This window comes from Roseovarius sp. MMSF_3281 (assembly GCF_030733685.1).
Classification (GTDB): Bacteria; Pseudomonadota; Alphaproteobacteria; order Rhodobacterales; family Rhodobacteraceae; genus Roseovarius.
On record NZ_JASHIM010000010.1, the window covers coordinates 105,695 to 118,686 of the forward strand.

General features: G+C 62.2%; 12 protein-coding genes. 7 read left to right on the forward strand and 5 right to left on the reverse strand.

Features of this window, described 5'->3' with window-relative positions; translation table 11 throughout:
- Window positions 1–69 precede the first annotated feature (69 nt).
- The 3 genes from RBB32_RS11625 to RBB32_RS11635 are packed head-to-tail and all read left to right on the forward strand — an operon-like array spanning window position 70 to window position 2,298.
- Window positions 70–903, forward strand: a complete 834-nt coding sequence (locus RBB32_RS11625; RefSeq protein WP_306152874.1) for a sulfotransferase domain-containing protein — start codon at window positions 70–72, stop codon at window positions 901–903.
- Window positions 896–1,765 carry a sulfotransferase domain-containing protein gene (locus RBB32_RS11630; RefSeq protein ID WP_306152875.1) on the forward strand — a complete coding sequence of 290 codons (870 nt, stop codon included), beginning with the start codon at window positions 896–898 and terminating at the stop codon, window positions 1,763–1,765. Before RBB32_RS11625 ends, RBB32_RS11630 begins: the two co-directional genes overlap by 8 nt.
- A gap of 32 nt (window positions 1,766–1,797) precedes the next feature.
- Window positions 1,798–2,298, forward strand: a complete 501-nt coding sequence (locus tag RBB32_RS11635; protein ID WP_306152876.1) for a hypothetical protein — start codon at window positions 1,798–1,800, stop codon at window positions 2,296–2,298.
- Here the strand turns inward: RBB32_RS11635 and RBB32_RS11640 are convergent.
- The 5 genes from RBB32_RS11640 to RBB32_RS11660 all read right to left on the reverse strand — a co-directional run bounded on the left by RBB32_RS11640 (window position 2,295) and on the right by RBB32_RS11660 (window position 7,745).
- A complete protein-coding gene (locus tag RBB32_RS11640) occupies window positions 2,295–3,461 on the reverse strand; it encodes a DegT/DnrJ/EryC1/StrS aminotransferase family protein (RefSeq protein ID WP_306152877.1) in 1,167 nt (388 codons plus the stop codon). The genes RBB32_RS11635 and RBB32_RS11640 overlap by 4 nt on opposite strands.
- Complete coding sequence (locus RBB32_RS11645) at window positions 3,458–4,393, reverse strand: GDP-L-fucose synthase (RefSeq protein ID WP_306152878.1); 936 nt, start codon at window positions 4,391–4,393, stop codon at window positions 3,458–3,460. The genes RBB32_RS11640 and RBB32_RS11645 overlap by 4 nt, the downstream gene beginning before the upstream one ends.
- On the reverse strand, window positions 4,390–5,520 hold the full coding sequence (gmd, locus tag RBB32_RS11650; protein ID WP_306152879.1) for a GDP-mannose 4,6-dehydratase: 1,131 nt from the start codon (window positions 5,518–5,520) through the stop codon (window positions 4,390–4,392). The genes RBB32_RS11645 and gmd overlap by 4 nt, the downstream gene beginning before the upstream one ends.
- 162 nt (window positions 5,521–5,682) lie before the next feature.
- The gene (locus RBB32_RS11655) at window positions 5,683–6,384 is read right to left on the reverse strand and encodes a GntR family transcriptional regulator (RefSeq protein ID WP_306152880.1); all 702 of its coding nucleotides are present in this window, start codon (window positions 6,382–6,384) and stop codon (window positions 5,683–5,685) included.
- Complete coding sequence (locus RBB32_RS11660) at window positions 6,381–7,745, reverse strand: formimidoylglutamate deiminase (RefSeq protein WP_306152881.1); 1,365 nt, start codon at window positions 7,743–7,745, stop codon at window positions 6,381–6,383. The genes RBB32_RS11655 and RBB32_RS11660 overlap by 4 nt, the downstream gene beginning before the upstream one ends.
- An 83-nt stretch (window positions 7,746–7,828) precedes the next feature.
- On the opposite strand from RBB32_RS11660, the gene hutI reads away from it, so the two are divergent.
- Genes hutI through hutU form a run of 4 tightly spaced genes read left to right on the forward strand, consistent with a single transcriptional unit; the run spans window position 7,829 to window position 12,991 of the window.
- A complete protein-coding gene (gene hutI, locus RBB32_RS11665) occupies window positions 7,829–9,025 on the forward strand; it encodes an imidazolonepropionase (RefSeq protein ID WP_306152882.1) in 1,197 nt (398 codons plus the stop codon).
- Window positions 9,016–10,536: a histidine ammonia-lyase gene (gene hutH, locus RBB32_RS11670; RefSeq protein WP_306152883.1), complete on the forward strand. Its 1,521-nt coding sequence runs from the start codon at window positions 9,016–9,018 to the stop codon at window positions 10,534–10,536. The genes hutI and hutH overlap by 10 nt, the downstream gene beginning before the upstream one ends.
- A complete protein-coding gene (gene hutG / locus RBB32_RS11675) occupies window positions 10,533–11,321 on the forward strand; it encodes an N-formylglutamate deformylase (protein ID WP_306152884.1) in 789 nt (262 codons plus the stop codon). The genes hutH and hutG overlap by 4 nt, the downstream gene beginning before the upstream one ends.
- Window positions 11,318–12,991, forward strand: a complete 1,674-nt coding sequence (gene hutU / locus RBB32_RS11680) for a urocanate hydratase (RefSeq protein ID WP_306152885.1) — start codon at window positions 11,318–11,320, stop codon at window positions 12,989–12,991. The genes hutG and hutU overlap by 4 nt, the downstream gene beginning before the upstream one ends.
- Window position 12,992: the final 1 nt, after the last annotated feature.

Here is a 12,992-nt window from a genome sequence, read left to right on the forward strand (position 1 = left end):
ATGTACATCCCCCCCTCGTTGTTTTATGTGCAAAGCGAATTTTCCCGTATCACCAAGGGGCTTTGCACCATGAAGAAAAACCTTGTCTGGCTGGCCTCTTACCCCAAGTCCGGCAACACCTGGACGCGGATTTTTCTGGCCAATTACCTGACCAACGCGAAAGAGCCGATTTCGATTAATCAGGCGCGTCATTTCGGGATCGGTGATAATGGGGTCGAAATGTACGACAAGGTCGCGGGGCGCAAAATTGACCCTCGAGATGTGGGACTAACACTGCAACTGCGGCACGGGGTGTTGCGCGGTATTTCGAATAATAATGCGGATGTGAACCTTGTGAAAACGCACTGCGCGGCCAAGCGTGCGCAGGGTGTTCAGTTGATCCCGCACGAATATACGAAATCCGCCATCTATATCATGCGGAATCCCTTGGATATGGTCATGTCCTATGCACGCCACTACGCGCTAACGTTTGAGGAGGCGGTTGACTACATTAACCACAAAAACAATTCCTTGGCCGCGGATGACAAGGTTGTGTGGTCTTATCTGGGCCCTTGGTCCGATCATGTGGCAAGCTGGACCTCGATGAAGCCATATCCCACGCTGGTTTTGCGGTATGAAGATATGCTGGAGCGACCAGAAGAGGAATTTGCCAAGGTGGTCGAGCATTTCGGCATGACCGTGGACCCCGAGCGCCTTGACCGCGCCATCCGCTTTGCCAGTTTCAAGGAGTTGAAGAGCCAGGAAGAAAAGGAGGGCTTCGTGGAGCGGGCACAGAAAAGCAAAAGCTTCTTCACCAAGGGCCAAAGCGGCCATTGGAAAGATGAGCTGCCCCCCGAACTGGCCGATAAGATCATCAAGGCCAACCGGCAAACCATGAAACGCTTTGGGTATCTCGATGAGTGATTTACGGCGCATTATCTGGCTGGCCTCGTACCCCAAGTCGGGCAACACCTGGATGCGCAGCCTTTTGGCGCATTATTTCATGCCCAAGGGGCAGGCGCCGGACATCAACAACCTGCGCCAGTTCACCACCGGCGATGTGCGCAGCGATTTTTTCGATGCAGCGGCGGGGGGGACCTATACCGGCCGGACCATCGAGGAATGGTTGAAAGTGCGCCCCGCCGCCCTGCGGCGGATCGCGGCCTCGAAACCCAACCATCATTTCGTCAAGACCCACTGTCAGACCGTGGTCATGCATGGCGTGGACATCATCCCGCCCGAAGTGACCGCGGCGGCCATCTATATCCTGCGCAATCCCTTCGACCTTGCCCCCAGTTTCGCGCGGCATCAGGGCTGTGATCTGGACGAGGCGATCAACCGGATGACCAACCCCGATATGGTGATGGACACCGAGACCGGGATTTTCGAGCTTCTGGGCCGTTGGGACGATCATATCGACTCGTGGACCGGCGCGCCGGGCCTGCCGATCCATATCATCCGCTACGAGGATATGCTGGCCAAACCCGCGCCCACGGTGCGGGCCTTGCTTGAGAAGTTCCTCAAGGTCGAGGTGGACAAGCCCAAGCTGGCCTATGCCATCAAGTCCACAAGTTTCGATGCAATGAAGAAACAGGAAGAAAACCTTGGCTTCCGCGAACGCCCCGAGGGGATGGAGCGGTTCTTTGCCAAGGGCAAGGCCGGGGCGTGGAAAGAGGACCTGACCCCCGAACAGGTGGCACGCCTGCGCGACGCCTTTCTCCCGGCCTTGGAAAAGTGGTATCCTGAGATGCTGAAGGAAACGGCAGAGTTTGCTGCAGGCGGCTAACCCCGCGTGAAACCAATGATGGGAGAGCGACCATGACGACAGCCAAGATCACCACCGGGGTTGCGGCCCTTACTTTGGCGGCATGCACCACGGTGCAACCGGCAGGCACGACCACACTTGGCGCCAACCCCGCCTTGGATGGCGGCAGTTTCAGCAGCGGCGGCGGCCTGACCGTGGCCGCAGAACTGCGTGAAAGTGCCGGGCGCGTGGCGGTTTGCGGGGTCTGGGCGCAGAGCGAGCGGCAATCGGTCCTGACCAAGTTCAAGGCGGCGCGGGTGGTCGACACCGGATCGGTCGCGGTGAATGGCGAAACGCTTGTGCATGGCTTGGGCTTCATGCCCGAAGTTGCGCCCATGGCCGATTACGCCGGGGCGCAGGCCGCCTGCGTGCGGACCGAACAGGCGTGGAGCGCGAACATGGCGCAGGCGCGCGTGGATATCAACATCGCCCGGCAGGTCGTCGAACGCGACGTCAGCCAAAGCGGCGTTATGGAAGTGGTGTTCAAACCCACCGGCCCGGGGGCCGGGGGCTAAAACCCGGCCAGAACCTCGACCGCCTCGGTAATCGGATAATGGTGGTTGCCGATGAAAAGGCCGTTTTCATCAATGTAATCGGCATTCGGCAACGCGCCGTGACTGTCATGCGGGAAGAACCGCATGACTTCGCTGCGCGCGAAGTTCCCGGCCACGATGGGGCGACATTCAAAGCCTTTTTCGACAAGCTGCGCCACGAATTCGGCGCGCGTGATCCCGGCATCGGGGCGCAGGACGAGCGAAAAGCCGAACCAGCTTGAATTGCCGATTTCCTGTTGGATCTTGAACAGGCGGTGATTGGACAGCTGTTCTTGCACCAATGCACCGTTGGCGCGGCGGCCTTCGATCAGCCCGGGCAGCTTGCGAATCTGCTCGCGCCCCAAGGCGCCGGACATTTCCAAGGGCCGCAGGTTGTAGCCCGGCAGCACGAATCGGAAGCTTTCGTAAAAGGGATCGTCGCTTTTGGTGCCGGTGACGTGGTTTTCCTTGGGCAAATTCCGCGTCCAACCATGGGCGCGCAGCGAAAGCATGACGTGGTAAAGCTCCTCGTCATCGGTGACCACCATGCCACCTTCCATCGTGGAAATATGATGCGAAAAGAACGACGAATAGCTGCCCATCACCCCGAAGGTGCCCGCCTGTTTGCCGTCAAACGTGGCGCCCATGGACTCGCAGTTGTCTTCGATCACCACGATATCGCGGTCCGCGATGATATCGTTTATCGCGTTGAAATCATTGGGATTTCCAAGAAGGTTGACCACCATGATCGCGCGGGTTTTATCGGTGACCGCCTCGCGCAGCGCGTCCAGGTCATAGTTGAGCGTGCCCGCGTCGATATCCACGAACTTCATCCGCAGCCCGTATTGCCCTAGCGGGTAATAAGTGGTTGACCAGCTCACCGCGGGCACGATCACCTCGTCGCCCGGCTGTAGCTTGAGCTTGTCGTTCTGGGTGTAGAACAGGGCCGCCGTCATCAAAAGGTTGGCCGAACTGCCCGAGTTGACCATGACCGAAAAACGGGTGCCGAAATGGGCGGCGAATTCTTCTTCATAGGCCTTTACCTCGGGACCCATCGAGAACATGTCCGAGGCGATCACCCGGTTCAGGGCGTCATATTCCGCCTGGTCCCAGGTCGTGGTGGCAAGGGGGTACTTGGCGCTCATGTGCTTCGCTGCTCCAGATAATGCTGATAGGTGCGGGCGATCCCGTCGCGCAGGGAGGTGGGCGCGCTCCAACCCCATGCCGTTTGCCGCTCCACCGAGCAAAGTTTTTGCTTCATGCCGGTGGGTTTGCTCAGATCATGGGTGAAGTCGCCGTTCCAGCCGATGACATCGGCGACGGTGGCGTAGTAGTCGTTGATCGTGTGGTCATGGCCAAGGCCGATGTTCATGGCGCCGGGCAGGGCGGCCATATCCCCGGCGGCGGTCCAGACCGCATCGGCCAGATCACCGGCGAACATGAATTCACGCCGCGCGGTGCCATCGCCCCAGATTTCCACCGTTTCGGCGCCGCTTTCGCGGGCCTCGTGAACCTTGTGAATGATCGCTGGCACAAGGTGCGAACGGGCCGGATCGAAACTGTCGTACAGCCCGTAAAGATTGCAGGGAATCAAGGTTTTATACTGTGCGCCCTCATCCTCTCGGCGGATGTATTCGCACAGGCGCATGGCCATGATCTTGGCCAGTGCGTAGCCTTCGTTGGTGGGCTCCAAGGGGGCTGTCAGGATCATTTCCTCGCGCAGGGGGTTTTCCGCCTCGCGCGGGTACATGCAGGTTGAGGCAAGGTTCAAAAGATTGCGAACCCCGCCGCGCCATGCGCCCATGATCACGTTGCGCCCGATCATGGTGTTGTCGTCCAAAAAAGCCACCGGGTTGGCCATATTGGCGTGTATCCCGCCCACGCGGCCCGCTGCGTGAATCACGAGATCGGGCTTCACTGCGGCGATATAATCGGCCACGGCCTGCGGTTGGGTCAGGTCTAAATCGGCGCGGGTAGGGGACAGAACCTCCCAATCAGAGGCCGTGGGATGGGCGCGGATGTTGCGCCCCACCATGCCGCCGCCGCCGGTCAGAACAAGGCGGGGTTTATCGCTCATCTGTTGCTATCCTCGCGGGACATGGCCGCGCCGTGGCCGTGATCCATCAGGATGCGCGCGCGTTGCGCCGCGCGCAGGTCTTCGGCCACCATCTCGGCGCACATCTCGCGGGCGGTGATCTCGGGCACCCAGCCCAATTCGCGCTTGGCCTTGGCCGGATCGCCCAGAAGGGTTTCCACCTCGGCGGGCCGGAAATAGCGCGGGTCGATGCGCAGCACCACGTCACCGGGTTTGAGGCCGGGGGCCATGTTGCCGGTGACGGCCTCGACCCTGGCCACCTCGTCAATCCCTTCGCCTTCGAATTTCAACGTGATTCCAAGGTCTTCGGCGGACCAAGTGATAAATTCGCGCACCGAATACTGTTTACCCGTGGCGATCACGAAATCATCGGGTGTGTCCTGTTGCAGCATCATCCACTGCATGCGCACGTAATCCTTGGCGTGGCCCCAATCGCGCAGCGCGTCGATATTGCCCATGTAAAGGCACGGCTCCAGCCCTTGGGCGATATTGGCCATGCCGCGGGTGATCTTGCGGGTCACGAAGGTCTCCCCGCGGCGCGGGCTTTCGTGGTTAAAGAGAATCCCGTTGCAGGCATACATGCCGTAAGCCTCGCGGTAGTTCACGGTGATCCAATAGGCGTACATCTTGGCCACCGCGTAGGGCGAACGGGGGTGGAAAGGGGTGGTTTCGGTTTGCGGGGTTTCCTGCACCAGCCCATAAAGTTCCGAGGTCGAGGCCTGATAGAACCGCGTGGTCTTTTCCATGCCCAAGAACCGGATCGCCTCCAACAGGCGCAGGGTGCCGATGGCATCCACATCCGCCGTGTATTCCGGCGACTCGAAACTCACCGCCACATGGCTTTGTGCAGCAAGGTTATACACCTCGTCGGGGCGCACCTCGGACAGGATGCGGGTGAGGTTGGAACTGTCGGTCAAATCGCCGTAATGCAGGGTCAGGCGCGCGTGTTCGACATGCGGATCTTCGAAAATATGGTCGATCCGCTGGGTATTGAACAGCGAGGCGCGGCGCTTGATGCCATGCACCTCGTAGCCCTTTTCCAAAAGAAATTCCGCAAGGTAAGAGCCGTCTTGACCCGTGATGCCGGTGATGAGGGCGGTTTTTGTCATTGTGTCGTCCGGTGTTGTGGCCGGGCCGTGCCCGGGCGGCGTGCTTGCGCCGTGATACGCCGAACCGACGCCCGGTGGCAACCACCCGGTCACCCGCTGTTCGATATCGGGGCAGGCAAGACGCAGGTGCCATGGGGCGTGACAACGCCCGGCCGGTGACGATCAGATCGTTGTCAAAAGGTGATAGCCCGGCGTGGTGATGGCCTTGACGGTGGTGATCGGGGCCGCGTCAAGCCATGTAGTCCGTTCGATGACGAAAAGCGCGGCGCCGGGGACGGTGTTCAGCAGTTCGGCTGTCCGGTCGTCGGCGGATATGGCGTAAAAGCGCAAGTCACAGCGACTGTAGGGTTTGTTGGTCACAAGCCATTCATTGGCGCTTTGGCGGGTCAGGTCGAGGTCGCGAATCTCGGGGACGGTTTCGAAACTTACCCAGCGATCTTCAAGGATATAGGGCTGACCGTCGGAAAGGTGCAGCGCCTCGATCTGCTGCATGCGGCAGGGTGAACTGATTTCGCAGGCGGCCAGAACGCCGCGCGGCGCGTCCTTCTCGGCGCTGTGGATCAGTTGATAGCCATAGCGCCCGCCTTTTTGTTCGATCTCGCGGCGGGTGACGGGAATGTCGAAGGTGGCCCGCGTGACGGGATCGGGGCGCACCCGCGTTCCGCCCTTGCGGCGGCGTTCCACGAGGCCGCTGTCGGTCAGGTCCTGCATGGCGCGCTGCACGGTTGAGCGGGCGCAGTTAAGCTGTACGGCGATATCGGCATCGCGCGGCAGGCGGTCGCCGGGGCCATAGCGCCCCGTCAGGATGGCCTCGTGAATTTCATCGCGGACATCTTTCCACGAGATGCGATTGGTGGGTGTCATATCTCTTGCCCCAGTTCCTGGGCGGTTTTGATGAAGGTTTCGGTGATACGCTCGCGGTGGATGTGGCGACCTTCTTTTACCATGTGGCGCCCCGCGCTCCAGACATCGGTGATGCAGCTTCGCCCGCGTCCGGTGAAGATCAGGCTATCAAGGGCGGTATCGCCCTGCCGGTTACACAAGAATTCATTGTCGGTCGATACCGCGATGAGATCGGCAAACTGCCCTTCGGCAAGGCTGCCCGAGGCACGCCCGGCGGCCTGCGCCCCGGCCTGGGTAACGGCTTCGAATAACACGCGCCCGGTAGAGTGTTCGGCGGTGGCCATAGCGGCGCGGCTGTGATCGCGTAGGCGTTGGGAATAGTCCAGCGTTGCCAGTTCCTCCCACAGGGCGATATGGATGTTGCTGTCTGACCCTACGCCGAACCGGCCCCCGGCGGCGCTGTAATCCGTGCCGTTGAAAATCCCGTCTCCAAGGCTTGACTCGGTGATCGGGCACAGCCCGGCGACAGCCCCGGTTCTTGCCAGGCCTGTGGTCTCTTCGCGGGTCATCTGCGTGCAATGGATCAGGCACCATTCCGGGGTGACATCGGCATTCTGCAACAGCCACTCCACGGGCTGGGCGCCGTGATGCGCGGTGACTTCCTCGACCTCGGCCAATTGCTCGGCCAGATGCATGTGGATCGGGCCATGCGTGGCGATCTGGCGAAGCTGGGACAGCGCGGACGGGGGCACCGCCCGCAAAGAGTGAGGCGCGATGCCAATGGCGAAATCCTGTGGCCCCTGTGCGACGCGGGCCGCAGTTTCACCGTGCAATCGCGCGAAACGGTCCAGATCACAGCCAAACCGCGCTTGCCCGCCTTGTAGTGACCGCCCGTCGCAACCGCCCTGCATGTAAAGCACGGGCAGAAGGGTCAGGCCGATCCCGGTGCTTTCCGCCGCCGTGGCGATGCGGGCGGCCATTTCGGACAGTTGCGCATAGGGCGCCCCGCCGATGTCGTGGTGCAGGTAATGGAATTCAGCCACCGCGCCGTATCCGGCCTCAAGCATTTCCATGAAAACCAGTTCGGCAATCACCTGCACATCCTCGGGCTTCAGCCGATCAAGGAAACGGTACATCAACTGTCGCCATGTCCAGAAACTGTCGCGCGGGTCGGGGCCGCGGGTTTCGGTCAGCCCCGCCATGGCCCGTTGAAAGGCGTGGCTGTGCAGGTTGCCAGGCGCGGGCAGCAGCATGTCGACCGATAGCGCCCCCTCTGCCGCGCCTGACGTGAGTCGCGAAATCCGGCCATCCTCGATGGTCAGGCACAGATCGCTGACCCAGCCCCCTGGCGTAAGCGACTGCTTTGCATGGATTTTTTGCACCGGCCAACTCCATTGACAAAATAAGTAGCTACATAATATCGTTATGTAGGTTACCAAGCAAGGGTGGATGCATGGAGCACCGCATGTTGATCAGGAATGTCACAGTCGCAACGATGGGAGAGGGCGGCACAGGCTATGGCCTGCGGCCCGATTGCGCCGTGTTGATCGAAGGCGACAGGATCGCCCAGGTGACCCCCGAGGCAAAGCTTGCCCCGACCACTGGCACAGATGGTGAGATCAACGGCGAGGGCCGCTTGCTGACGCCGGGTTTGATCGACTGTCACACCCATATCGTCCACGGCGGCAATCGCGCGCGCGAATTTGAAATGCGCCTTGAGGGGGCCAGCTACGAAGAGGTCGCCCGCGCCGGGGGCGGCATTGTCTCGACCGTCACTGCCACCCGCGACACGCCCGAAACAACGCTTCTGGCGCAGGCCCTGACCCGCGCCGACGCCCTGATCGCCGAAGGGGCGACAACGATCGAGGTCAAGTCGGGTTACGGCCTCGACATCGACACCGAGTTGAAAATGCTCCGGGTGGCCCGCGCCATTGGGCAAGAGCGCCCCGTTCGCGTGCTCACCTCCTTTCTGGGGGCGCATGCCGTGCCCAAGGGGGTGGAGGCCGACGCTTATATCGACGATGTTTGCATCCCCGCCCTCAAGGCCGCCCATGCCGAGGGGTTGGTCGATGCGGTGGACGGGTTTTGCGAGGGCATCGCCTTCACTCCGGCGCAAATCGGGCGGGTCTTCGAGGCGGCACAGGCCTTGGGCCTGCCGGTCAAACTGCATTCCGATCAACTGTCGAACCTTGGCGGCACACCGCTTGCCGCGCAATACGGCGCGCTGTCGGTTGATCACGTGGAATACTCTTCCGAGGGCGACGCCCGCGCCATGGCGCAGGCGGGTAGCGTCGCAGTGCTTTTGCCCGGCGCCTTCTACACGCTGCACGAAACCCAAAAACCGCCCGTCGCGGCCTTCCGCCAACACGGGGTGCCCATGGCCGTCGCCACCGATTGGAATCCCGGCTCCTCGCCCATGGGCTCGATCCTCTTGGCGATGAACATGGCCTGCACGTTTTTCGGCCTCACCCCGGCCGAGGCCTTGGCCGGTACCACCTGCCATGCTGCCCGCGCGCTTGGTCTACAGGACACAGGGGTCATCGCCCCCGGCATGCGCGCCGATCTGGCGCTTTGGGATGTCGAGGCCCCGGCAGAGCTGTCGTACAGAATAGGGGTCAACCCCCTTCACACACGGATTTTCGGAGGGCAGCCATGCCAGTAACATTGGACCCCGGCGCGACGCGCCTTGCCACGCTTGAGGCGATCTGGCGCGATGGCGTTTCGGCCGGGTTGGCCCCGGATGCGCGCGGCGCGGTGGATCAGGCCGCGCAGGTCGTGCAAAAGGCCGCGCAGGGCGGCGCGCCCATTTATGGCGTCAACACCGGCTTTGGCAAACTGGCCTCGGTGCGCATTTCGCCCGAGGATACCGAGACCCTGCAACGCAACCTCATCCTGTCGCATTGCTGCGGCGTGGGCGCGGGGTTGGAGGTGGACACCACCCGCCTGATGATGGCGCTGAAGCTGCTGTCACTGGGGCGGGGCGCCTCGGGCGTGCGCTGGGACATTTGCGCGCTTCTGGAAGGGATGCTTGGCGCGGACGTGACCCCGGTGATCCCCGCGCAAGGCTCGGTCGGGGCCTCGGGCGATTTGGCCCCGCTGGCGCATCTGGCCGCGGTGATGATCGGCGAAGGCGAGGCTTGGCATAAAGGTACCCGCATGCCCGGTGGCGCGGTGCTGGAACAGGCGGGGCTTGCGCCCGTGGTGCTTGGCCCCAAGGAGGGGCTTGCCCTGATCAACGGCACACAGTTTTCCACCGCCTGCGCCTTGGCCGCGCTTTTCGATGCCATGCGGATGCTGCGGGCCTGCGTGGTTACCTCGGCGCTTTCCACCGATGCCATCATGGGCTCCACCCAACCCCTGCAACCGGCCATCCATGCCCTGCGCGGCCAGCCGGGGCAAATCGACGTGGCGCGCGCCATGTCCGACCTGATGGCGGGCAGCGAAATCCGCGAAAGCCACCGCGAGGATGACCCGCGCGTGCAAGACCCCTATTGCATCCGCTGTCAGCCACAGGTCGCGGGTGCGGCGTTGGACCTTCTGCGTTTTGCCGCGCAGACGCTTGAGATCGAGGCCAACGCCGTCACCGACAACCCGCTGGTAACCGATGCGGGCATCCTTTCGGGTGGCAATTTCCATGCCGAACCCGTGGGCTTTGCCGCCGATCAAATCGCGCTGGCCCTTGCGGAAATCGGGGCCATTGCACAGCGCCGCGTGGCTCTGATGGTGGACCCGACGCTGAGTTTCGATTTGCCGCCCTTCCTGACGCCTGAACCGGGGCTGAATTCGGGCTTCATGATTGCCGAGGTCACCACCGCCGCCCTGATGAGCGAGAACAAGCATCTGGCCAATCCCTGCACCACCGATTCAACGCCCACCTCCGCCAACCAAGAAGATCACGTCAGCATGGCCGCCCATGGCGCGCGGCGCCTCAAGCGGATGAATGCCAACCTTTCGGTGATCCTTGGGGTCGAGGCGCTTTGCGCCGGTCAAGGGGTCGAGGCCCGTGCGCCGCTGCAAACCTCGAACAGCCTGCAATACGCCCTCGCAACCCTGCGCGATGCCGTGCCCGCCTTGGGCGCAGATCGCTACATGGCCCCCGATCTTGAGGCCGCCGCCGGGTTGATCCGTAGCGATGCGCTGGCCCAATCCGCCGGGGTTGATGTGACGCTATGAGCTTTCTTGAGATCACCCGCGGCGAAAGCCCCCTTGTTCTGGGCCTGCCCCATACCGGCACCGAACTCCCCGATCAGGTGGCCGAGGCGCTGAACGAAACCGGCCATGCCCTTGCCGATACCGATTGGCATATTCACGACCTTTACGAAGGGCTGGCCCCGGGTGTGACCACCGTGCGCACCCGCATTCACCGCTATGCCATCGACGTCAACCGCGACCCGTCGGGGGCAAGCCTTTATCCGGGGCAAAACACCACCACGCTTTGCCCGCTTACCGATTTCGACGGGCGGCCCATTTACCGCGAGAAACACAGCCCCGATGCGGCGGAGGTCGAACAGCGGCGACAGGCCTATCACGCCCCTTACCACGCGGCGCTGCTGGCCGAGCTTGAGCGCGTAAAGGCCACCCATGGCTTTGCCCTGCTCTACGATTGCCATTCCATCCGGTCGGAAATCCCGTTCCTTTTCGAGGGCACGCTGCCCGATTTCAACATCGGCACCGACAACGGCAGCACCTGCGACGCCAGTATCGAAGCGGCGGTGCTCCAGCGGTGCGAGGCGGCCGAGGGTTTTTCCACCATCCTCAATGGCCGGTTCAAAGGCGGCTGGACAACCCGTCATTATGGCCGCCCGGATGAAGGATTCCACGCCATCCAGATGGAACTGGCGCAATCCACCTACATGCAAGAACAACCGCCTTGGCACTTTGACGCCAGTCGCGCCAAGCGCCTTCGCACCCACCTGCAACCCATTCTGCAAGACCTAGTTCGTTGGAGACCCGCATGACTGATCCCCGCCATAACCTGCGCGATATCTACCCGCCCACCGGCCCCGAGATCACCGCCAAAAGCTGGCTGACCGAAGCGGCGATGCGGATGCTGATGAACAACCTGCACCCCGACGTGGCCGAAAACCCCCATGAACTGGTGGTCTATGGCGGCATCGGCCGCGCCGCCCGCACATGGGAGGATTTCGACCGCATCGTCGCGGGGCTGAAAGACCTTGAAGACGACGAAACCCTCGTCGTGCAATCGGGCAAGCCCATCGCCATCGTCAAAACCCATGTCGATGCGCCCCGCGTGTTGATCGCCAATTCCAACATCGTGCCGCATTGGGCCAATTGGGACCATTTCAACGAATTGGATAAAAAGGGCCTGATGATGTACGGCCAGATGACCGCCGGGTCATGGATCTACATCGGCACCCAAGGCATCGTGCAAGGCACCTATGAAACCTTTGCCGAGGCCGGGCGACAGCACTACGGCGGCGATCTTTCGGGGCGCTGGATTCTCACCGGCGGCTTGGGCGGCATGGGCGGCGCGCAACCCTTGGCTGCCGTCATGGCCGGGGCCTGCTGCTTGGCGGTGGAATGCAACCCCGACAGCATAGATTTCCGCCTGCGCACCCGTTACGTGGATGAGAAAACCGACAGCCTCGACGAGGCGCTTGAGATGATCGACCGCTGGACCAAGGCGGGCGAGGCGAAATCCGTGGCGCTTCTGGGCAATGCCGCCGATATCTTCCCCGAGATTCACAATCGCGGCATCCGCCCCGATATCGTCACCGATCAAACATCGGCGCATGACCCCGTGAACGGCTACCTGCCGCAGGGCTGGACCATGGCCCAATGGCGCGAGGGGCGCGAAAGTGACCCCAAGGCCGTCGAGGCAGCCGCGCGCGCTTCGATGAAGACCCACGTCAAGGCGATGGTGGATTTCTGGAACGACGGGGTGCCGACGCTGGATTACGGCAACAACATCCGCCAGGTGGCGAAAGAGGAGGGGCTGGACAACGCCTTTGCCTTCCCCGGTTTCGTCCCGGCCTATATCCGCCCGCTTTTCTGCGAAGGTATCGGCCCCTTCCGCTGGTGCGCCCTGTCGGGCGACCCCGAGGATATCTACAAAACCGACCAAGCGATGAAGGAACTCTTTCCCGAAAACACCCACCTGCACAACTGGCTGGATATGGCGCGCGAGCGGATTTCTTTCCAGGGACTGCCCGCGCGCATCTGCTGGATCGGATTGGGCGACCGGCACCGCGCTGGGCTGAAGTTCAACGAGATGATCGCCAATGGCGAGTTGAAGGCCCCCGTGGTGATCGGGCGCGACCACCTCGATAGCGGCTCGGTCGCCTCGCCCAACCGCGAAACCGAGGCGATGCGCGATGGCTCGGACGCGGTCAGCGATTGGCCCTTGCTCAATGCGCTGGTCAACACCGCCTCGGGGGCGACATGGGTGTCGCTGCATCACGGCGGCGGTGTTGGCATGGGGTTTAGCCAACATGCCGGTGTGGTGATCGTGGCCGATGGCACGCCGCAGGCCGCCAAGCGGCTGGAACGCGTGCTATGGAACGATCCGGCCTCAGGTGTCTGGCGTCATGCCGACGCGGGCTATGACCGGGCGCTTCAATGCGCCAAGGATCACGGTCTGCGCCTGCCCGGAATTCTGGGGCAATAAC

Excerpts from the sequence above, each read along its gene's own strand:
- RBB32_RS11625 (WP_306152874.1), top strand. The coding sequence starts at position 70 with ATGAAGAAAAACCTTGTCTGGCTGGCCTCTTACCCCAAGTCCGGCAAC.
- RBB32_RS11630 (WP_306152875.1), top strand. The coding sequence starts at position 896 with ATGAGTGATTTACGGCGCATTATCTGGCTGGCCTCGTACCCCAAGTCG.
- RBB32_RS11635 (WP_306152876.1), top strand. The coding sequence starts at position 1,798 with ATGACGACAGCCAAGATCACCACCGGGGTTGCGGCCCTTACTTTGGCG.
- RBB32_RS11640 (WP_306152877.1), bottom strand. The coding sequence starts at position 3,461 with ATGAGCGCCAAGTACCCCCTTGCCACCACGACCTGGGACCAGGCGGAA.
- RBB32_RS11645 (WP_306152878.1), bottom strand. The coding sequence starts at position 4,393 with ATGAGCGATAAACCCCGCCTTGTTCTGACCGGCGGCGGCGGCATGGTG.
- gmd (WP_306152879.1), bottom strand. The coding sequence starts at position 5,520 with ATGACAAAAACCGCCCTCATCACCGGCATCACGGGTCAAGACGGCTCT.
- RBB32_RS11655 (WP_306152880.1), bottom strand. The coding sequence starts at position 6,384 with ATGACACCCACCAATCGCATCTCGTGGAAAGATGTCCGCGATGAAATT.
- hutI (WP_306152882.1), top strand. The coding sequence starts at position 7,829 with ATGTTGATCAGGAATGTCACAGTCGCAACGATGGGAGAGGGCGGCACA.
- hutH (WP_306152883.1), top strand. The coding sequence starts at position 9,016 with ATGCCAGTAACATTGGACCCCGGCGCGACGCGCCTTGCCACGCTTGAG.
- hutG (WP_306152884.1), top strand. The coding sequence starts at position 10,533 with ATGAGCTTTCTTGAGATCACCCGCGGCGAAAGCCCCCTTGTTCTGGGC.
- hutU (WP_306152885.1), top strand. The coding sequence starts at position 11,318 with ATGACTGATCCCCGCCATAACCTGCGCGATATCTACCCGCCCACCGGC.